Origin of the sequence: Rhodococcus sp. 14-1411-2a (genome assembly GCF_002259485.1) — a bacterium.
Taxonomy (GTDB): Bacteria; Actinomycetota; Actinomycetes; order Mycobacteriales; family Mycobacteriaceae; genus Rhodococcoides.
Map to the genome: position 1 here is coordinate 519,255 of NZ_NPGA01000019.1, position 15,149 is coordinate 534,403.

The window sequence follows — 15,149 nt, forward strand, 5'->3', positions numbered from 1 at the left end:
CGTCGGGAGCCAGGCGGAGGCCGTCGGCATGGTTGCGGGCAAGCTCGTGCGCACGCAGGGCGTCACCTGTCCCGCGGGTTTCCGCGCCGCCGGTATTACGGCCGGTATCAAGGCAAGTGGCAAGTCCGATCTGGCCTTGGTGTTCAACGAGGGTCCCGATTTCGCTGCGGCGGGTGTCTTCACCCGAAACAAGGTCAAGGCTGCGCCGGTGCTGTGGTCTCAGCAGGTGCTCTCCACCGGACGGCTGCGCGCGGTGATTCTGAATTCCGGTGGTGCCAATGCCTGCACGGGTGCGCCTGGCTTCCAGGATTCGCACCGGACAGCCGAGGAAGTGGCGTCCGCACTGAGCAATTGGGGTTCCGAGACCGGAGCGATCGAGGTTGCCGTGTGCTCGACGGGTCTCATCGGGGACCGGCTCCCGATGGACAAGCTGCTGCCCGGTGTGACCGAGGTGGTGCACGAGCTCGCGGGCGGAATTTCGGGTGGTACCGATGCGGCGTACGCGATCATGACCACCGACACCGTGCCCAAGCAGGCAGCCGTTCATCATGCCGACAAATGGAACGTCGGCGGCATGGCCAAGGGTGCAGGCATGCTGGCACCGTCGTTGGCCACGATGCTCAGCGTCATCACCACCGATGCTGTCGCCACCGCGGACCAGCTGGACAAGGCACTGCGCGCTGCGACCCGGATGTCATACGACCGGCTCGACGTCGACGGCGCGTCTTCGACGAACGACACCGTGCTGCTGCTCTCGTCCGGGGCCAGCGGAGTGGCACCGTCGCAGGAAGAACTCGACGCCGCGGTCCTGGCGGTGTGCGACGACTTGGCCGACCAGATGATGGCCGACGCGGAGGGCGTGACCAAGCGGGTGCGGATCACCGTGTCGGGCGCGATGAGCGAGGGCGACGCCCTGATCGGCGCTCGCGCGGTCGCCAGGGACTCCCTGACCAAGACGGCTCTGTTCGGGTCGGATCCCAACTGGGGCCGGGTGCTCGCGGCAATCGGTATCGCCCCGATCGAGCTCGATCCTGATCGAATTGCCGTGTCCTTCAACGGAAATCCGGTCTGCATCGACGGCGTGGGAGCGCCGGGAGCTCGGGAGGTCGATCTGTCCGGCGTCGACATCTCGGTGACCATAGATCTCGGTCTCGGCGCAGGGTCGGCCACCATCCGAACCACCGATCTCTCGCACGCGTACGTCGAAGAGAATTCGGCGTACTCGTCATGACCTCGGCCGCACTGCAGTTGACGGCCGCGCAGAAGGCCTTCACGCTCGCCGAGGCGCTGCCCTGGCTGCAGCGATTCTCGGGCAAGGTCGTCGTAGTGAAGTACGGCGGAAACGCCATGATCGACGAGAATCTGAAGCGGGCGTTCGCGGCCGACATGGTGTTTCTGCGCACCGTCGGAATCCATCCGGTCGTCGTCCACGGCGGTGGGCCGCAGATCTCGGCCATGCTGACCAGACTCGGCCTTGCCGGCGAATTCCGCGGCGGATTCCGCGTCACCACCCCCGAGGTCATGGACGTCGCGCGGATGGTGCTGTTCGGGCAGGTCGGGCGTGAGCTCGTCGGCCTGATCAACGGGCACGGTCCCTACGCCGTCGGAATTTCCGGTGAGGATGCGCACCTGTTCACCGCGACGCGTCGCACCGTGCTGGTCGACGGCGTCGAGACCGACATCGGTCTCGTCGGCGACGTCACGTCGGTGAACCCTGCCGCGGTCTTCGATCTCATTGCCGCAGGACGTATTCCGGTGGTGTCCACCATCGCGCCCGACCGCGACGGCGTCGTCCACAACATCAACGCCGACACTGCGGCAGCGGCGCTCGCAAGTGCCATCGGTGCCGAGAAGATGGTGGTGCTCACCGATGTCGAAGGCCTGTACACAAATTGGCCCGATCGCAGCTCGTTGACCTCCGAGATCGACGCGTCCACGCTCGAGGCGTTGCTGCCCTCACTCGACGCCGGGATGGTGCCGAAGATGGAAGCGTGCCTGCGGGCGGTTCGAGCCGGTGTTCCGTCGGCTCATGTCATCGACGGCCGCGTCGAACATTCCGTGCTGGTGGAGCTGTTCACCGGTGAGGGAATCGGCACCATGGTCACCCCCGATCAGACTTCCACGTCAGGAGCCACGCCATGACCGGCACCGAGTCCACCCTCGATCTGCAACAGCGGTGGTCGAATTCGTTGATGGACAACTACGGTGTTCCGCGCGTGGTGCTCGTCCGCGGCGAGGGCGCGGTGGTGACCGACGCCGACGGAAAGCAGTATCTGGACCTGCTCGCGGGTATCGCCGTGAACATCCTCGGACATGCCCATCCGGCGGTGATCGAGGCGGTCACCACTCAGCTGTCCACCCTCGGGCACACTTCGAATCTGTATGCGACAGAACCCGGTATCGCGTTGGCCGAGCAATTGCTCGCGCAGCTCGGTGCCGGGGCCACCGGTCGGGTGTTCCTGTGCAACTCGGGAACCGAGGCCAACGAGGCGGCGTTCAAGATCGCTCGCCTGACCGGCCGTCCCAACATCGTGGCGGCGGAGAAGTCGTTTCACGGACGGACGATGGGTGCTCTCGCGCTGACCGGTCAGCCGGACAAGCGGATCCCGTTCGAGCCGATGCCTGCCGGCGTGCACCACGTTCCGTACGGCGATGTGGCCGCGCTCGAAGCCGCTGTCGATTCCGACACTGCCGCAGTGTTTCTCGAACCCATCATGGGTGAGGGAGGCGTGGTGGTTCCGCCCGAGGGATATCTTCTCGCCGCCCGTGAGATCACCGCGAAGCACGGTGCACTGCTGGTCCTGGACGAGGTGCAGACCGGTATCGGCCGAACGGGTTGGTTCTACGCTCACCAGTCGGTCGGCATCGTGCCCGACGTCATCACGCTCGCCAAGGGTCTGGGCGGCGGCCTGCCCATCGGGGCCTGCATCGGCATCGGAACGGCGGGGGAGTTGCTGCATCCGGGCAAGCACGGCACCACGTTCGGTGGTAACCCTGTATGCGCGGCGGCGGCTCTGGCCGTGCTGCGCACCATCGCCGACGAGGACCTGCTCTCGCACGCCGACAGCATCGGCAAGACCATCGCACACTCCATCGAGAATCTGGATCATCCTCTGGTGAGCCATGTTCGGGGTTCGGGCCTTCTCCTCGGTGTGGTCCTCACCGCCGCCGTCGCACCGGCGGCCGAAGCCGCCGCGCGCGAGGCAGGCTTCCTCCTCAACGCGGCCCAGCCCGACGTGCTCCGGCTTGCACCACCGTTGATCATCACCGAAGAGCAAGCCGCGTCGTTCGTGACGGCGTTACCGGCAATTCTCGACGCAGCACAGGAGGCTCATCAGCCATGACCGTTCAGCATTTCCTCCGGGACGACGACATCACGCCCGCGCAGCAGGGTGAAATCCTTGCTCTGGCAGCCGAACTCAAGCGTGCTCCGTTCTCGAAGCGTCCGCTCGAGGGCCCCAAGGGGGTCGGCGTCATTTTCGAGAAGAACTCGACACGGACCCGCTTCTCGTTCGAGATGGGCATCGCGCAGTTGGGTGGTCATGCCGTGGTGGTGACGGGCCGCGACACCCAGTTGGGTCGTGAGGAGACGCTGCAGGACACGGGGCGGGTGCTCTCGCGCTATGTCGAGGCGGTCGTGTGGCGCACGTTCGGGCAGAAGCGGCTCGAGCAGATGGCGACCGGCGCAACGATTCCGATCGTCAACGCCCTCTCCAACGAGTTCCACCCGTGCCAGGTTCTGGCGGATCTGCAGACCCTGATCGAGCACAAGGGAAATCTGCAGGGGCGGACCTTGGCCTACTTCGGTGACGGTGCCAACAACATGGCGCACTCGCTGCTCATCGGCGGAGTGACGGCCGGGCTGAACGTGCGGATCGCTGCGCCCAAGGAATTTGCGCCGCTCGGCTACGTTCTCGACGCGGCGCATGCGCGCGCCGAGGAAACCGGGGCCACCATCACCATCACCGAGGACCCGGTCGAGGCCGCGGCCGGTGCCGACGCGCTCGTCACCGACACCTGGACGTCGATGGGCCAGGAGAACGACGGTCTCGATCGCGTCGCACCGTTCCGGCCGTATCGAATCGATTCGGACCTGCTCTCGAAGGCCCAGTCGGACGCCGTCGTGCTGCACTGCCTACCCGCACATCGCGGCGAGGAGATCACCGACGAGGTGCTCGACGGCCCCCAGAGTGTTGTCTGGGACGAGGCCGAGAACCGCCTGCACGCGCAGAAGGCACTGCTTGTGTGGCTCCTCGAACAGGCCCGACGACCATGAGCGAAGACGTCACTGCGGTGCCGTTGACCGCGTCGACCCGCGCGGGCAGGCAGGCACGGATCATCGCGTTGCTGGCCACCCATCAGGTGCGCAGTCAACCGCAGCTGGCGTCGTTGCTCGCAGCCGAGGGGATCGACACCACTCAGGCCACCCTCTCGCGGGACCTCGAGGAACTGGGTGCCGTGAAACTGCGCGCGCCGGACGGTGGAGTGGGGGTGTACGTCGTGCCCGAGGACGGCAGCCCGGTCCGGGGAGTGTCCGGCGGCACCGACCGACTCCTGAAGTTGCTGGGGGAGTTGTTGGTGTCCACCGATCACAGTGGGAACCAGGCCGTCCTTCGCACGCCACCGGGCGCGGCGCACTACCTGGCCAGCGCTCTGGACCGTGCTGCGATGCCGGAGATCGTCGGGACCATCGCCGGTGACGACACGATTCTGTTGATCGCCCGCGAGCCACACACCGGTGGCGAGGTCGCGGACAAGATCGAAAAGCTTGCTCGACGCGGTAACTGAGATCCGGTTACCCATCATGCGCATCAAGAACAACGAAGGAGCTTGAACACCATGGCCGAACGCGTCATCCTCGCCTACTCCGGCGGACTCGACACCTCCGTCGCCATCAGCTGGATCGGCAGGGAGACCGGCAAGGAGGTCGTTGCCGTCGCCATCGATCTGGGGCAGGGCGGCGAGGACATGGACGTCGTGCGCCAACGCGCACTCGATTGCGGCGCAGTCGAATCCGTCGTCGTCGATGCCAGGAACGAGTTCGCCGACGAGTACTGCCTGCCGACCGTGCAGTCCAACGCGCTGTACATGGATCGGTATCCCCTCGTGTCGGCGATCAGTCGTCCGCTCATCGTCAAGCACCTCGTGGAGAACGCGCGGGCGCACGGCGGAACCGTTGTCGCACACGGGTGCACGGGCAAGGGCAACGACCAGGTTCGCTTCGAGGTCGGCTTCAACACCCTCGCCCCCGAGCTCGAGGTGTTGGCACCGGTTCGCGACTACGCGTGGACGCGCGAGAAGGCGATCAAGTTCGCCGAGGAGAACGACATCCCGATCAACGTGACCACCAAGTCGCCGTTCTCAATCGACCAGAACGTCTGGGGACGCGCGGTGGAGACCGGCTTCCTCGAAGACCTGTGGAACGCGCCGACCAAGGACGTCTACCACTACACCGAGGATCCGACGGTCAACTTCCAGGCTCCGGACGAACTGATCGTCTCGTTCGACAAGGGTCGCCCGGTCGCGATCGACGGTCGCCCGGTCTCGGTGCTCGAAGCGATCCAGGAGCTCAACACTCGTGCGGGAGCGCAGGGTGTCGGCCGGTTGGACGTGGTCGAGGATCGGCTCGTCGGCATCAAGAGTCGTGAGATCTACGAGGCACCCGGTGCCATGGTGCTCATCCGCGCCCACGAGGAGCTCGAGCACGTGACCCTCGAGCGCGAACTCGGTCGCTACAAGCGCCACACCGACCAGAAGTGGGCCGAGCTGGTGTACGACGGCCTGTGGTATTCCCCGCTCAAGGGTGCTCTCGACACGTTCGTGGAGCACACGCAGGAGCACGTCTCCGGCGATATTCGCCTGGTTCTGCACGCGGGCGGGATCATCGTCAACGGACGCCGCAGTGGCGAGTCGCTGTACGACTTCAATCTCGCCACCTACGACGAGGGCGACACGTTCGACCAGTCCGCGGCCAAGGGATTCGTTCAGCTGCACGGATTGTCGTCGAAGATCGCCGCGAAGAGGGACCTGGGCCTGTGACGAATTCGGAGACCGCACACGGAACCAACGAAGGTTCGCTCTGGGGCGGCAGATTCGCATCGGGGCCGGCCGCCGCCATGGCAGCGTTGAGCAAGTCGACGCACTTCGACTGGGTCCTCGCGCCGTACGACATCCGCGCATCCATGGCGCACGCCCGAGTGCTGAACGGTGCCGGACTGCTCACCCCGCAGGACCTCGAGACCATGCTCGACGGTTTGCAGCGACTCGCCGACGATGTCGCGTCGGGCGCGTTCGTGGCAGCCGTGTCGGACGAGGACGTGCACGGCGCTCTCGAACGCGGGTTGATCGACCGGGTCGGACCGGAGGTCGGTGGCCGGCTGCGCGCGGGCAGGTCGCGCAACGATCAGGTGGCCACACTGTTCCGCATGTGGCTGCGCGACGCGGTTCGCCGGGTGTCGGTCGGCGTTCTCGATGTGGTCGACGCGTTGGCCACCCAGGCAGCGGCGCATCCGACGGCCGTCATGCCGGGCAAGACGCATTCGCAGGCCGCGCAGCCGGTGTTGCTGGCGCATCATCTGCTCGCGCACACCCATCCGTTGTTGCGCGATGTGCAGCGCTTCGCAGATTTCGACACGCGAGCAGCGGTGTCCCCGTACGGTTCCGGTGCCCTCGCCGGTTCGTCACTGGGTCTGAGTCCGGAGAAGATCGCAGCCGAGCTCGGGTTCGACTCGTCCGCCGAGAACTCGATCGACGCCACGTCCTCGCGCGACTTCGCCGCCGAAGCAGCCTTCGTATTGGCGATGACGGCAGTCGATCTGTCACGGTTCGCCGAGGAGGTCATCTCGTGGAGCACTCCCGAGTACGGCTACGTGACGTTGGCCGATGCGTGGTCCACCGGCAGTTCGATTATGCCGCAGAAGAAGAATCCGGACGTCGCGGAGTTGACCCGCGGAAAGACCGGACGATTGATCGGTAATCTGACCGGACTGCTGGCCACGCTCAAGGCGCAGCCGTTGGCCTACAACCGTGATCTCCAGGAAGACAAGGAGCCGGTGTTCGATTCGGTGGCGCAGCTCGAGCTGTTGCTGCCCGCGCTCACCGGATTGACGGCGACGCTCGAATTCCACACCGAACGGATGGCCGAGCTGGCACCGGCCGGGTTCACGCTCGCCACCGATATCGCCGAATGGATGGTGCGGCAGGGGATTGCGTTCCGCGTTGCTCACGAGGCTGCAGGAGCCTGCGTCCGCGCGGCCGAGGCGCGAGGCGTCGGGCTGGCGGATCTGACCGACGAGGAGCTGGCCGCGATCGATCCGTCCCTCACTCCGGCCGTTCGTGAGGTTCTCACGGTGGAGGGTTCCATCTCGTCGCGGGATGCGCGTGGTGGCACGGCCGCTGTGCAGGTTGCGCATCAGCTCGGGGGCGTGCGGGCCACGGCCGCGACCCTGCGCGCATGGGCCGAGGAACCGGTGTTGCGGCACTGAGTGCGCAATCGATATCCATGCCGGTTTCCTCGAGTGTGATGTGAGAAGCTTTCGTCACGCGAAGATCGATGCCGGTCGTTCGTCGGGGCCGAACGCAGGAGTGTATTTGTGGGACTGAATGCAGACGCCGTACGTGGTCCACTGCGCCGTGCCATCGCCACGGCGCAGAACGGTCTCGAGGTCATCCGTCTCGGTGGTCTCGAGACCGAGGTGGATCCGTCGCCGTTTCGGGTGATGGACCGCGAGCCGATGTATCGGCTTCGACGGTACTTCCCCGACGATGTGCCTGCCGACAGTCCTCCGGTGGTGCTCATTCCGCCGATGATGGTCTCCGCGGACGTCTACGACGTGACGACCGACCAGGGCGCTGCCGGGATCCTGCACGGCATGGGGCTGGATCCGTGGGTGGTCGACTTCGGCTCGCCGGATACAGAAGAAGGTGGATGGGGCCGTACGCTCGCCGATCACGTCGTGGCGATCAGCGAGGTCGTCGACAAGGTGCACGAGCACACCGGCCGCGACGTCCACCTGGGTGGTTACTCCCAGGGCGGAATGTTCTGCTACCAGGCGGCCGCGTACCGAGGCGGCCGAAATCTGGCCAGTCTCATCACGTTCGGGGCTCCGGTCGACACGCTCGCCGGTCTGCCTCTCGGGATCCCCGCCGGCGTGGCCACGCGGGGAGCGGAGTTCCTGGCCGACCATGTGTTCACTCGGCTCGCTGTATCGGGGTGGATGGCGCGGACGGGATTTCAGCTACTCGATCCGGCGAAGACCGTGCGATCGCGAGTGGATTTTCTGCGTCAGCTTCACGACCGTGAGGCGCTGTTGCCGCGCGAGCCGCAGCGACGCTTTCTGGCGATGGACGGGTGGGTGGCGTGGTCCGGCCCGGCCGTTGCGGAGTTGTTGAAGCAGTTCGTCGTCCACAACCGCATGATGACCGGCGGGTTCGTCATCAAGGACAGGTTGTTGACCCTGGCCGAGCTCACCGTGCCCGTGCTCGCCTTCGTCGGCGAAGTCGACGACATCGGTCAACCGTTGGCCGTGCGCGGCATTCAGCGCGCAGCCCCGCGCGCCCAGGTGTTCGAAACCACTTTGCGTGCAGGTCATTTCGGCTTGGTTGTCGGCAGTACCGCGGCTGCGCAGACCTGGCCGACGACGGGAAACTGGATTCGGTGGCGTGAGGACCTCGGGCCGAAGCCGGAGGCGGTCCGCGTGATGGAGCGCGAGGACCACGGCGATTCCGACAGCGGCGTGTCGATCACCAATCGCCTGATCCACACTGCTGCCTCCATCGCAGAGGTGGGCGTCGGTGTCGGCCGCGGGTTGGCATCGGCGGCGACCGGCGCAGTGCGTGGTACCCGCGAGATCTCTTCCGAGGCCGTGCGTACGTTGCCGAGGCTCGCCCGCCTCGGGCAGATGCAGCCGCACAGTCGAGTCTCGTTGGGCCGCTTGATCGCCGAGCAGGGACGTAAGTCTCCGAACGGAGAGTGCTTCCTGTTCGACGACCGAGTGCACACCTACGACGCTGTCAACGTCCGCATCGACAACGTGGTGCGCGGACTGATCAGTGTCGGGGTGCGACCCGCGTCGCGCATCGGTGTGTTGATGGAGACTCGTCCCAGCGCATTGGCCGCGATGGCGGCGCTCTCGCGGATCGGGGCCGTACCTGTTCTGCTGCAGCCGGGCAGCGACCTGACCGCAGCCCTGCGAACCGTCGACGTCGACACGGTGATCGCCGATCCGGAGAACGCTGCGGCGGCGGTCCCGGTGGCGCCGAACGTCCTGGTGCTCGGCGGCGGTGAGACTCGGCGCCTCGACATCCCGTCCGGCTACGAGGTGGTCGATCTCGAGGCCATCGATCCCGACGCGGTGCGTCTGCCTCAGTGGTACGAGCCGGATCCCGGTCGTGCCCGCGAACTGGCGATGATCCTGTTCACGACCACAGATCGCGGTCTCGAACCGCGATACATCACCAATCATCGCTGGGCGTTGTCGGCGTTCGGTACCGCGACGACGGCCGCGCTCGGACCCGGTGATACTGTCTATTGCCTTGCCCCGCTCCATCATTCGGCCGGGATTCTTGTCACGATCGGTGGTGCGCTTGCGGGCGGGTCACGCATCGCACTTTCCCGTGGTCTCGAGCCCGAGCGGTTCAGCGAAGAGGTGTATCGCTACGGCGTCACCGTCGTGAGCTACACCTGGACGATGATGCGGCAGATCCTCGACGATGGCCGGTTCCCGGTCGACTCCGGCCACCCGGTGCGCCTGTTCATCGGCTCCGGTATGCCGGTGGGGCTGTGGCGTCGCACGCTGGCGCGGTTCAGCCCGGCTCGGGTGCTCGAGTTCTACGCATCCACCGAGAACGACGTCATCCTGGCCAATGTGGCCGGCTCGAAGATCGGCTCCAAAGGCCGTCCGCTGCCGGGCAGTGCACGGGTTGCGTTGGCGGCCTACGACCCCATCACCGGCCGCCTCGAAGAGGACGACGACGGTTTCGTTCGGCAGTGCCGTGACGACGAGATCGGGCTGCTCCTCGGCCGACCGAGCGGGGACGGCGAAGCGACCAGCCATGTCATGCGTGGAGTCTTCGAGCCCACAGACGCCTGGATCCCCACCGAGAACCTCTTCCGCCGCGATTCCGACGGCGATTACTGGCTCGTCGACCGTAAGGACACCGTGGTGCGCTCGGCGTGCGGTCCCGTGTACACCCAGCCGATCGTCGATGCGGTAGGTGACCTGGATCAGGTCGATTCGGCCGTGGTCTACGGAGTGCGGGTGACATCCGATCGGCCACGATCGGTGCGCGTCGAGGCGTCGGCCACCGAGGTCGCCGTCTGCGCCATCTCGCTGCAACCGGAGGCGGTGATCACCGCTCGTGCATTGACGGACGCACTCGGAGTGCTGCTCCCGGCCGAGCGTCCGGCGATCGTGCACGTGGTGCCCGAGATTCCGGTGGGACGCGCGTACCGACCGACCGCGACGGCGTTGAAGAAGGTCGGCATTCCGACGCCGAGTGCACGTTCGTGGTTCTACGACTCCGAGTCGAACAGCTACCGTCGATTGACGAAAGCTGTTGTGGCCGAACGGTTCGTCGGGCGTGAGGCCGCGGCCGAAAAATCGTCGTAGGAACGAGTCGGCACGGAAGAATACGGGTTCGGTAGCGTAAGCGAGTACACCACTCCGGTTCGACCGGAGCAGAGCAAAGGACACCTGTGGCAATCGATTCGACACTGCTTTCCATACTCGCGTGCCCGGTGGACAAGGGCCCGCTGCTGTTGATCGAAGGGGAACTGCTCTACAACCCGCGACTGCGGCGTGCATATCCGATCGAGAACGGCATCCCGGTGTTGCTCGCCGACGACGCCCGCGATGTCGACGACGCCGAGCACGAGTCGATCCTGGCTCGCGCCACGTCCTAGAACTCTCGGCCGCGCGCCGGGTTCGTCGACTACTGGGTTCGTCGACTACTGCGTTCGTCGACGCAATGTCGCGGCGGCTCCGCTCAGCGCAGCGACGGTGAACGCCGTGACCACGGCGATGTCGGTCCACATGCGCCCGGTGACTCCGGGGTACCTGGATACCTCCTGGAGCGCGTCGACCAGGTAGCTCAGCGGCAGGACATCGCTGATCGTGCTCAGCCAGTTCGGCATCTGGTCGCGCGGCACCAGGAGTCCGCACAGAAACAGCTGTGGAATCACGACCACCGGCATGAACTGGACGGCTTGGAACTCGGTGCGAGCGAATGCGCTGCACAGCAGTCCGATGGCGACCCCGAGCATCGCTCCCAGGACTGCGATCACCAGTACCCACCCTACCGAGCCCTCGATGTCGAGCCCGAGAAATCCGAACGCGACGGTGCATGCGAGTACCGCCTGTCCGATGGCGGCCAGCGAGAACGCGGACCCGTAGCTCGCGAGCAGATCCAGTTTGGACATCGGAGTCGTCAGCAGGCGTTCGAGCGTTCCCGAGGATCGTTCACGCTGCATCGAGATCGACGTGATCAGGAACATGACGACGAACGGCAGGATGCCGAGCATCGTGATGGCGATCCGATCGAACAACGGCTGCTGATCAGGCGGGGTCGGCACGTCTCGGTACAGGTAATACAGCAACACCATCAGCAGGGACGGAACGAGCAGTACCATCGCCACCGATCGATGGTCTGCTCGTAGCTGTCGCAGTATGCGGCCCGTGCCGGCTGCGTAGATCCGCGCGTTCACGATGTCTCCTCGGTGGATCTGATGAGGGACAGGAATGCGCGATCGAGGGTCGTTTCGTTCGTGCGCGCGAGTAGCGCGTCCGGGCTCGAGTGGGCGAGAACGGTGCCGTCGCGCATCAGAACGAGACGGCTGCAGTGCTCCGCCTCTTCCATCACGTGGCTCGAGACCAGCACCGTTGTGCCGCTTGCCGCGATATCGGCGAAACGCGACCACAGCTCCGAGCGCAGCACGGGATCCAAGCCGACCGTCGGTTCGTCGAGGACGATCAGCTCGGGTTCGGCAACCAGCGCGCTGGCCAGGGAGACCCGCCCCAGTTGGCCGCCGGAGAGTTCGCCCGCCCGTGACGACGTGTGGTCGGCCAGCCCGACCGATGCGATGGCGGATGCCACGTCCGCGCGCCGGCGACCGTACAGCGACCCGAAGTACTGCACGTTCTCGCGAACGGTGAGATCTCGGTAGACGCTAGGTGCCTGGGTCACGTACCCGACTGTGCGGCGCAACGGTGCCGAGCCGGCCGGCGATCCGAGTACCGTCACGGTTCCGCTGCTGACGATCTGAGTGCCGACGATCGATCGCATCAGAGTCGTCTTACCGCAGCCCGATGGACCGAGTAGTCCGGTGATGACACCACGGGGGATTGTCAGGGACAGATTGCTCAGCACCTTTCGTTTGCCGCGGCGAACCGTCAGCCCTGTGATCTCGACGGCGTGTTCACCGGTGAACGCCATAGCGGCCTCCAGACTTGTCGGATGTCGAAGTCATAGCCCCGTCGGCGCTCGGTGGTCAAGGGCGAAGCATCATGGGATCGATGAATGTCGCTGACTTGGAGATCGGGGAACCCGACGCCGCAGCCCGACGCATCCTCGGCGGAACCGTCACCGTGGGCGACGTGTCGGTGCGCATCGTGGAAGTCGAGGCCTACGGTGGTCCGCTCGATGGTCCATGGCCGGATCCGGCGGCGCATTCCTTCCGGGGCCCGACCCCTCGCAACGAGGTGATGTTCGGTCCTGCGGGGCGTCTGTACGTCTACCTGAGCTACGGCATGCATCTTTGTGTGAACGTGAGCTGCGGCCCGGACGGTACGGCCGCTGCGGTGTTGCTTCGAGCGGGTGAAGTGGTGGCCGGTCACCACATCGTCGAGACCAGGCGCGCCGGCCGCGGTCCACGGTCCGCACCGGTCGAGGCCGGTTGGGCCCGCGGGCCCGGAAATCTCGGTCGGGCCCTTGGCGTCTCGCTGGGAGACAACGGATCGGACGTGTTCGACGCGTCGTCGGCCGTCACCCTCGAACTACCCGAGCGCCCGTTGAACGAGAAGGCGGTTGCATCCGGCCCACGGGTAGGGGTGAGTTCGGAAGCCGATCGTCCGTGGCGCTTCTGGGTGATCGGGTCGCAGGCGGTGTCGAGCTACAAACGCAGTCCCCGCGCCGCCGCTCCCGGTGGCTCGGAGGCCTGACCGACGCCTGGATGCGTCCATGCGGGAGGATCGACGTCGTGAGTGAGAACATCATCGACGAAATGACCTGGCGTGGATTGATCGCACAGTCCACCGATGTGGACGCGCTGAAGAAGGCTACGTCCGAGGGCCCGATCACGCTGTACTCCGGTTTCGATCCGACAGGTCCCTCGCTGCACGCAGGGCACCTCGTGCCGTTGCTGGCGCTCAAGCGTTTCCAGCGGGCCGGCCATCGCCCGATCATCCTCGCCGGTGGGGCGACGGGACTCATCGGTGACCCTCGCGATGTAGGGGAGCGCACCATGAATTCCCCCGAGGTCGTCACCGAGTGGGCCTCGCGTATCCGTGGTCAGCTCGAACGGTTCGTCGACCTGGACGAGAGCCCGACGGGCGCAGTGGTGGTGAACAATCTGTCCTGGACGGGGGAGCTTTCCGCGATCGATTTCCTTCGCGACATCGGTAAGCACTTCTCGATCAACGTCATGCTTGCTCGCGAGACGGTGAAGAACAGGCTCGAGAGCGACGGAATGTCGTACACCGAGTTCAGCTACATGCTGTTGCAGGCGAACGACTACGTGCAGCTCCGCAGGCAATACGGCTGCAGTCTTCAGATCGGCGGCTCCGACCAGTGGGGAAACATCATCGCCGGGGTGGAGCTGAACCGGCGCCAGGACGCCGAGTCGGTGCACGCCATGACGGTTCCGTTGGTCACCTCCGCCGACGGCAAGAAATTCGGCAAATCCACCGGAGGCGGCAGCCTGTGGCTCGACCCGGAGATGACGAGCCCGTACGCCTGGTACCAGTACTTCGTGAACACCGGTGACGCAGACGTGGTGAAGTACCTGCGCTGGTTCACCTTCCTGTCGAAGGACGAGTTGGCAGAACTCGAGACGGCGACCACCGAGCGTCCGCACGCGCGTGAGGCGCAGAAGCGCCTGGCCGCCGAGATGACCACGCTCGTCCACGGCGAAGCCGCGACTCGCTCGGTCGAACTGGCCAGCCAGGCGCTCTTCGGGCGGGCCGAACTGACCGAACTCGACGAGAAGACGCTCGCCGCCGCGCTACAGGAAGCGTCTGTGGCCGACATCGAGGCCGGTGCACCGAACACCATCGTCGATCTGCTCGTCGCTACGGGGTTGAGCGAGAGCAAGGGCGCTGCCCGACGCGCAGTCAAGGAGGGCGGCGCATCGGTCAACAACGTCAAGATTTCCGACGAAGAATGGACGCCCGGTGCGGACGATCTCCTGCACGGCCGGTGGTTGGTGGTCCGACGCGGAAAGCGCAACTTCGCAGGAGCCCGAATCGCCGGCTGAATCTTCGATTGTTGTCAGTGGGCGGAGTCACATCCATGTAATTTGGTTACGACGCCCGTCAGGTGGGTAAGTGACCGGTTGCGACCAGGCCGTTCACGCGAATCACGTGTGAACGACCTGGGGATTTGACGCGTTGTTATCCGGGGCGTAACTTTGTGCAGGTCAGAGCGACACGGACGCCAGCCCAGACCGCAAGGCCTGAGCAACGCGGAGTTCGCTTACGACACCATGAAGATGTCAAAGCCGAAAGGTTCGACTTCTTCACGGATGAGAAGCCAGTTTGACTGCGCTCGATCATCTGATCTAAGCTGGAACGGTTGCCCCGGACATCCACGAGCTTCAGCTCGAATGTGAACGGTGTGCGCGTGTTCTTTGAGAACTCAACAGTGTGTCGATGAATGTCAGTGCCGAATGTTTTTGGCGCTCATGCCTTTTGGGGTGTGGGTGTGACATCTTCTTGCTTCATTCTTCCCGTCTGAGGTGAGAAGGTTTTGTCTGTTTTGCTAGTTGAGTTTTTTTTTGCTAGTGATTTGACTCTTTATGTTTATGACTGATTTGCAGTTTCGACTGTTGATCGAGAGTCTTTTACGGAGAGTTTGATCCTGGCTCAGGACGAACGCTGGCGGCGTGCTTAACACATGCAAGTCGAGCGGTAAGGCCTTTCGGGGTACACGAGCGG

Annotated in this window: 13 protein-coding genes and 1 rRNA gene; 12 read left to right on the forward strand and 2 right to left on the reverse strand. The window is 65.2% G+C overall.

Annotated features, from left to right (window positions below):
* The first annotated feature begins 28 nt into the window (after positions 1-28).
* The 9 genes from argJ (at position 29) to CH291_RS21140 (ending at position 10,903) form a co-directional block, all read left to right on the forward strand.
* Positions 29-1,231, forward strand: coding sequence for a bifunctional glutamate N-acetyltransferase/amino-acid acetyltransferase ArgJ (gene argJ, locus CH291_RS21100; protein WP_179276627.1), 1,203 nt, complete (start codon positions 29-31; stop codon positions 1,229-1,231).
* On the forward strand, positions 1,228-2,142 hold the full coding sequence (gene argB / locus CH291_RS21105; protein WP_094688521.1) for an acetylglutamate kinase: 915 nt from the start codon (positions 1,228-1,230) through the stop codon (positions 2,140-2,142). The genes argJ and argB overlap by 4 nt, the downstream gene beginning before the upstream one ends.
* On the forward strand, positions 2,139-3,344 hold the full coding sequence (locus CH291_RS21110; protein WP_094688522.1) for an acetylornithine transaminase: 1,206 nt from the start codon (positions 2,139-2,141) through the stop codon (positions 3,342-3,344). The genes argB and CH291_RS21110 overlap by 4 nt, the downstream gene beginning before the upstream one ends.
* Positions 3,341-4,276, forward strand: a complete 936-nt coding sequence (argF, locus tag CH291_RS21115; protein ID WP_094640068.1) for an ornithine carbamoyltransferase — start codon at positions 3,341-3,343, stop codon at positions 4,274-4,276. The genes CH291_RS21110 and argF overlap by 4 nt, the downstream gene beginning before the upstream one ends.
* Positions 4,273-4,788 carry an arginine repressor gene (locus tag CH291_RS21120; RefSeq protein WP_037192611.1) on the forward strand — a complete coding sequence of 172 codons (516 nt, stop codon included), beginning with the start codon at positions 4,273-4,275 and terminating at the stop codon, positions 4,786-4,788. Before argF ends, CH291_RS21120 begins: the two co-directional genes overlap by 4 nt.
* A gap of 51 nt (positions 4,789-4,839) precedes the next feature.
* Positions 4,840-6,039, forward strand: coding sequence for an argininosuccinate synthase (locus CH291_RS21125; protein ID WP_094688523.1), 1,200 nt, complete (start codon positions 4,840-4,842; stop codon positions 6,037-6,039).
* On the forward strand, positions 6,036-7,484 hold the full coding sequence (gene argH, locus CH291_RS21130; RefSeq protein ID WP_094688524.1) for an argininosuccinate lyase: 1,449 nt from the start codon (positions 6,036-6,038) through the stop codon (positions 7,482-7,484). The genes CH291_RS21125 and argH overlap by 4 nt, the downstream gene beginning before the upstream one ends.
* Before the next feature lie 108 nt (positions 7,485-7,592).
* Positions 7,593-10,610 carry an AMP-binding protein gene (locus CH291_RS21135; protein WP_094688525.1) on the forward strand — a complete coding sequence of 1,006 codons (3,018 nt, stop codon included), beginning with the start codon at positions 7,593-7,595 and terminating at the stop codon, positions 10,608-10,610.
* Positions 10,611-10,696: 86 nt separating this feature from the next.
* Positions 10,697-10,903 carry a Trm112 family protein gene (locus tag CH291_RS21140; RefSeq protein ID WP_037192601.1) on the forward strand — a complete coding sequence of 69 codons (207 nt, stop codon included), beginning with the start codon at positions 10,697-10,699 and terminating at the stop codon, positions 10,901-10,903.
* A 45-nt stretch (positions 10,904-10,948) separates the two neighbouring features.
* On the opposite strand, the gene CH291_RS21145 is transcribed toward CH291_RS21140, so the two are convergent.
* The gene (locus CH291_RS21145; RefSeq protein ID WP_068050939.1) at positions 10,949-11,704 is read right to left on the reverse strand and encodes an ABC transporter permease; all 756 of its coding nucleotides are present in this window, start codon (positions 11,702-11,704) and stop codon (positions 10,949-10,951) included.
* Positions 11,701-12,432 carry an ABC transporter ATP-binding protein gene (locus CH291_RS21150; RefSeq protein WP_094688526.1) on the reverse strand — a complete coding sequence of 244 codons (732 nt, stop codon included), beginning with the start codon at positions 12,430-12,432 and terminating at the stop codon, positions 11,701-11,703. Before CH291_RS21150 ends, CH291_RS21145 begins: the two co-directional genes overlap by 4 nt.
* Positions 12,433-12,512: 80 nt before the next feature.
* Here CH291_RS21150 and CH291_RS21155 point away from each other — a divergent pair, with 80 nt between their 5' ends.
* The 3 genes from CH291_RS21155 to CH291_RS21165 form a co-directional block, all read left to right on the forward strand.
* On the forward strand, positions 12,513-13,157 hold the full coding sequence (locus tag CH291_RS21155) for a DNA-3-methyladenine glycosylase (protein WP_094688571.1): 645 nt from the start codon (positions 12,513-12,515) through the stop codon (positions 13,155-13,157).
* 38 nt (positions 13,158-13,195) lie between these two features.
* Positions 13,196-14,470, forward strand: a complete 1,275-nt coding sequence (tyrS, locus tag CH291_RS21160) for a tyrosine--tRNA ligase (protein ID WP_094688527.1) — start codon at positions 13,196-13,198, stop codon at positions 14,468-14,470.
* Positions 14,471-15,054: 584 nt separating this feature from the next.
* Positions 15,055-15,149 (forward strand): 16S ribosomal RNA (locus tag CH291_RS21165); the annotation flags it as partial.